General features: G+C 75.0%; 4 protein-coding genes. 2 read left to right on the forward strand and 2 right to left on the reverse strand.

The annotated features are described in order from the left end of the window. Positions 1-420 precede the first annotated feature (420 nt). Entirely contained in the window at positions 421-1116 is a 696-nt protein-coding gene (locus VR45_RS10975; protein WP_052709004.1) for a carbonic anhydrase, read from the forward strand. A 139-nt stretch (positions 1117-1255) separates the two neighbouring features. Here the strand turns inward: VR45_RS10975 and VR45_RS10980 are convergent, their stop codons facing one another. Next, positions 1256-2152, reverse strand: a complete 897-nt coding sequence (locus VR45_RS10980) for a polysaccharide deacetylase family protein (RefSeq protein WP_045939515.1) — start codon at positions 2150-2152, stop codon at positions 1256-1258. 218 nt (positions 2153-2370) lie between these two features. Between VR45_RS10980 and VR45_RS43940 the strand changes: the two genes are divergently transcribed. Continuing rightward, the gene (locus VR45_RS43940) at positions 2371-4287 is read left to right on the forward strand and encodes a helix-turn-helix domain-containing protein (protein ID WP_078896415.1); all 1917 of its coding nucleotides are present in this window, start codon (positions 2371-2373) and stop codon (positions 4285-4287) included. A gap of 347 nt (positions 4288-4634) precedes the next feature. Here VR45_RS43940 and VR45_RS10990 read toward each other — a convergent pair. Then, positions 4635-4835: AraC family transcriptional regulator (locus tag VR45_RS10990; RefSeq protein WP_159394180.1), on the reverse strand; the 201-nt coding region annotated here is incomplete at its 5' end.

A 4835-nucleotide genomic window follows, 5' to 3' on the forward strand; every position in this document is an offset into this window, starting at 1 on the left:
TGTCGCGACGGGACGTGTTGTGCCGTCCGGCAGGACGCGCCCCCGGCGTGGGACCGGGCGGGAGGCCCGCGGTGGCCGATTTGTCAGCACACCGATCGGGCGGTCCGGCCACGGTGGCCGACGCCTTGCGCGCGGCTGTGGCGGCCATCCGTCGTGCCCCTCCCCGCGTTCAGGATCGAAGCAGCCGGCAGGGCCCACGAACCACTCCCGTCGCAGGCCAGGACCTCACCCGGCCACCTCGCCCGGCCACCTCGGCCGTGCGGTCGGGTCGGCCGTGCGTCCGCTCGCCGTGCGCCCGCACCCGTGTCGCAGCCCCGATGGCGGCCCCTCCCCCGGGTTCGGTGCCGGTCAGTGTCCGGGAGAATCGGGAGTATGGTGATTCGCCGTCACATATGCCGTTTTGCAAGGGAAGTGGGACGGATGATGGATCGGCGTGCCGCGCTTCGGGCGGGTGTGTTCACCGCGGCCGCGCTCGCAGTGCCGGCCCCGGTCACGGCGGCCGCGGTCGAGCCGGCGCCGGCAGGCACGCCCGCGCTGGCGTTGGCCAGGCTGCGGGCGGGCAACGAGAGATGGTGCGGCGACCGGGCCTCCCATCCGGACACGGGTGCCGCCCGCCGGGTCGAGCTGGCGGCGGGCCAGGAACCGTTCGCGGTGGTGTTCTCGTGCATCGACTCCCGGGTGCCGCCGGAGCTGGTCTTCGACCAGGGCCTGGGCGACCTGATGGTGATCCGCACCGCCGGCCACACCCATGATCCGCTGGTGGCCGGGAGCCTGGAGTACGGGCCCGCCGAACTCGCCACCCCGCTGCTGGTGGTCCTGGGGCACCAGCGCTGCGGGGCGGTGACCACCGCCGTCGAGTGCTTCCGCGACCACCGGCGGCCACCCGGTCACCTGGCCGACATCGCCCAGGACCTGCGCCGCCCCTACGACGAGGCCCTGCGCCTGGGCACGGCGCCGGGCGACCTGGTCGAGGCCACCATCCACGCCCAGACCCGCCAGACGGTGGCCGCGCTGCACCACGACCGCCTGCTGCGTCCGCTGATCGAGGCCGGGAGGCTCCGGGTGGTCGGCGCGTACTACGGCCTGGACTCCGGCCGGGTCACCTTCTCCGACTGACCGGCAGGCCACCGCTTCGGGCCGGCCAGCCGTGCGGCACACGGGGCCGGCGCCGGGGCGCGGGCCGTCGAGGAGCCCGGCGCGGTCGGTCGGCAACGCGGCGCCGCCGTGACCGGGACCTCGGAGCGGACCGGACCGCTCATCCGAAGCTTGTGCCCGGACGCCAGACTTGCTGGACCGTTCGATAGTCGATGACGGCTATGTCCTCCTCCTGGAGAACATCACGGGCCTGCTGCGAAGTCAGGAACTCGTAGTCGGTCCGGCGCACGGGCCAGCCACCGTCGACGGCCTGCGACTCCTCGTCGCCCAGACCGGGGTGCACCGCCCACTCATTGAGCCCTGCGGGCAGGTCACGCAGCATCCGAACGTATCGTGCGGCCTTCCCTTCGGTGCCCAGGGAAAAGCTGTCCAAGAAGTCGTTGTCGATGACCGGCAGCCCGCGATCGCGCATCCTCCGGCGCCCGGGTTCGAGCCAGACCCGGACCGCGAGGCCGTACTCCGCGGCCAGCACAACGGTCAGGTCGAGGATGTCGTCGCGGCCGCCATCGGCCAGACAATGGAAGTCCAGATGGGTCGGCGCGAGTCCGGCATCGGCGACAGCGTTGATCTGGGCGCGGAACTCGAGTTCGACCTCGTCGGGCCGAGCCTGGCCGAGCAGGGCCGCTCGTCCGGCGGGCGACGGTGGGAACAGCTCGCCCGCAGGGTCCAGCAGTGAGGGAACTCGCTCCTTGGCGGTCAGCGGCCCCCACGGGATGTCGGGCATCTCGCACACCAGGGTCAGGTGGATTCCGAACGGGATCCGCGGACGTCGGCCGAGCATCGCCAAGGCCTGCGGCGCTGCGGGACACGGGGCCATCAGGCTGCACGAACTCGCGATGCCCTCTTCGATCGACTCGATCACCGCCGCGTTGATCGCCGGATACATCCCGAAGTCGTCGCAGTTGACGATCAGCAGCCGCGCACCAGGTGGATACCCCAGTAGCCGACTCGACTGCTCTGCAGGCGCGACGGCCGCGGGATCGGTGATTTCATCCATGTCCGCAGTCTGGGACCCAGGCTGACGTCACGCACCGGAATTCTTGGCGCCGACCGCGACCGGGCAGCGCCCGGGTAGCGCCCGGGTAGCGCCCGGGCCGGTGTGCCCTGAGCCGCTGTGCCCTGGGCCGCTACGGCGGCGAGCGGCCGGAGGAGCAGGTCTTCCCAGGTCAGAGCCACTCTCCAGTATGATGGCCCCTCAACTGTCGGGGGGATCGGATGAGCCAGCCGGAGCCACCGGCCCTGGGGTCGCTGCTGCGCCAGCACCGCCACGAGGCCGGGTTGACCCTGGAGGAGTTGGCGGAGGAATCGGGCGTCAGCGCCCGCGCCATCGGCGACATGGAGCGCGGCCACAGCCGCGGCCCCCAGGCCCGGACCGTCCAGGCCCTCGCCGTCGCCCTGGGGCTCACCAGGGCCGCCACCGAGGAGCTGGTGGGCGCGGCCCGCGCGGGCCGACGGCGCCGGCCGGCCGCCGCGGCTCCCGGCCTCTGCGACCTGCCGCCCGCGGTCCCCGACTTCACCGGCCGCGAGACCGAGACCGCCTGGCTCGGACGGAGCATCACCGCCCCGGCGGGTCCACCGGTCTCGATCGTCTCCGGCGCGCCCGGTCTGGGCAAGACCGCCCTGGTGGTGCACGCCGGGGCGCGGCTGGTCGACCGGTTCGCGGACGGCTGCTTCTTCGTCGACCTGCGCGGCCTGGATGCCGAACCCGTCGTGCCGCACGACGCCCTGGCGCGCCTGCTGCGGGCGCTGGGCGTCCGCGAACGCGACCTGCCGGCCGAGACCGACGAGCGCCGCGTGCTCTATCGGCGCCTGATGCGGGACAGGGAGGCCCTCGTCGTCCTCGACAACGCGGCCCACGAGGCCCAGGTGCGCGACCTGTTGCCCGGCCCGGGGTCGAGCAGGCTCTGGGTGACCAGCCGCCGCACGCTCGCCGGGATCGAGCACGCGCGGCGGCTCGTCCTGGCGCCGCTGCCCGCCGGCGCCGCCACCGCGCTGCTCGGCGCGATCCTCGCGCAGCGCGAGGACGAGACGGTCGGTGCGGACGGGTCGGCCGCCCCGGACGACTCCGGCCCGGACGGCTCCGGCCCGGCAGTGCTGGCGCGGATCGCCGCGCTGTGCGGGAACCTGCCGCTGGCGCTGCGCATCGCGGGCAACCGGCTGCTGAGCCGGCCCGCCTGGAGCGCGCGCGGCCTCGCCGAGCGGCTCGGGGACGAGGATCTGCGCCTCCAGCGCCTGACCGCCGGGGATCTGCGCATCCGCTCGGCGTTCCGGCTCTCCTACGAACAGCTCTCCGAGCCGGTGCGGCGCCTCTTCCGCCGGCTGGCGCTCGTCCCGGGGCCGGACTTCGGCCCAGGGGCGGGCGCCGCCCTCACCGGCCTGGGCCCGGAGCTCGTCGAGGAGATGCTCGACGAGCTCCTCGACCTGGGCCTGCTCGGCCACACCGCCACCGACCGGTTGCTGTTCCACGACCTCCTGCGGCTCTATGCACGCGAGCGCCTCCAGGAGGAGGAGACCTCGCAGGAGCGCGCCGCCGCCGAGGCCTGCGCTGGAGGCCGAGAGCGCCAACTGGCTCGCCGCGCTGCGCGTCGCGGCCGCGGCCGGCCGCCATGCCGAGGTGGTGCGGACGGCGGAGTCCATGCACTGGTTCTCCGATCGCTGGACCAACTGGGGCCACTGGCCCACGGTCTTCGGGCTGTCCCGAACGGCGGCCCACGCGCTGGGCGACGACATCCTGGCGGCCACCCACGCCAACTACCTGGCCTGGGCGGTGCACTACTGCTCGCACCAGCCCCGCGAGTCGTCGGCGATCGCGGAGCAGGCGGCCGAACTCGCCCGCCGGGGCGGGGATGTCACCCAGGAGGCTTGGGCGCACTTCTACGCGGCGGCCGCCGCCGTCCGGCTGGGCGAGCTGGACGAGGCGGTCCGCCGGGCCCGGCGAGCGGCGGAGCTGTTCGCGACGGCGGGCGACCGCGAGGGGCACCCGCAGGCGCTGCTGGCCCTGGCCTCCGCCCAGGCCGGCACGGGCAGCCACGGGGACGCGGTGGCCACCACCGACGCCATCCTCGGACTGCTCGCCGACCCGGCCACCGCGCCCGCCGCGCACATCGGCGACTTCACCCTGCTTCACCCTGACGAACGCGCTCGCCCAGAAAGGCCGGGCGCTGCTGGCGCTCGGCCGGCCGCAGGAAGCCGAACACGCCTTCGCCGACGCACGCCTGGTGGGCGCGCGGGTCGAGGTGCCGCTGCTCCAGGCCATCGCCGGACTCGGTCAGGCGCGGGCCCTGGCGGAGCTCGGGGAACGGGAGCGCGCCCTCGGGGCCGCGCGGGATGCCCGGGCGTTCGCCGAGACCGCCGGGGACCCGGCCCGGCTGGCCGAGGCGACCGCCCTACTGGCCGCGTTGGCGGCACCACCGGGCGGACCGGGCGGACCGGCCGGTGCCGGGCGGTGCCGGTGCCGCACCGCTGCGGGTGACGCCGGGTCAGACCTCCTCGGGCCGGGTCGCACCGGTCGGCGCGGTCGGGCCCGGCACGGTGGGCCAGGCATCCGGTTCCCGGGCGCCTGCCTGCCACTCGCGCGGAGTGACCCCGTAGGCGGCCCGGAACACCCGGCTGAAGTGGCTGGTGCTCACGAACCCCCAGCGCCCGGCGACGGCCGCCACCGTGGCCGGCCGGGCCGACGG

This window comes from Streptomyces sp. NRRL S-495 (assembly GCF_000966955.1).
GTDB lineage: Bacteria > Actinomycetota > Actinomycetes > Streptomycetales > Streptomycetaceae > Kitasatospora > Kitasatospora purpeofusca.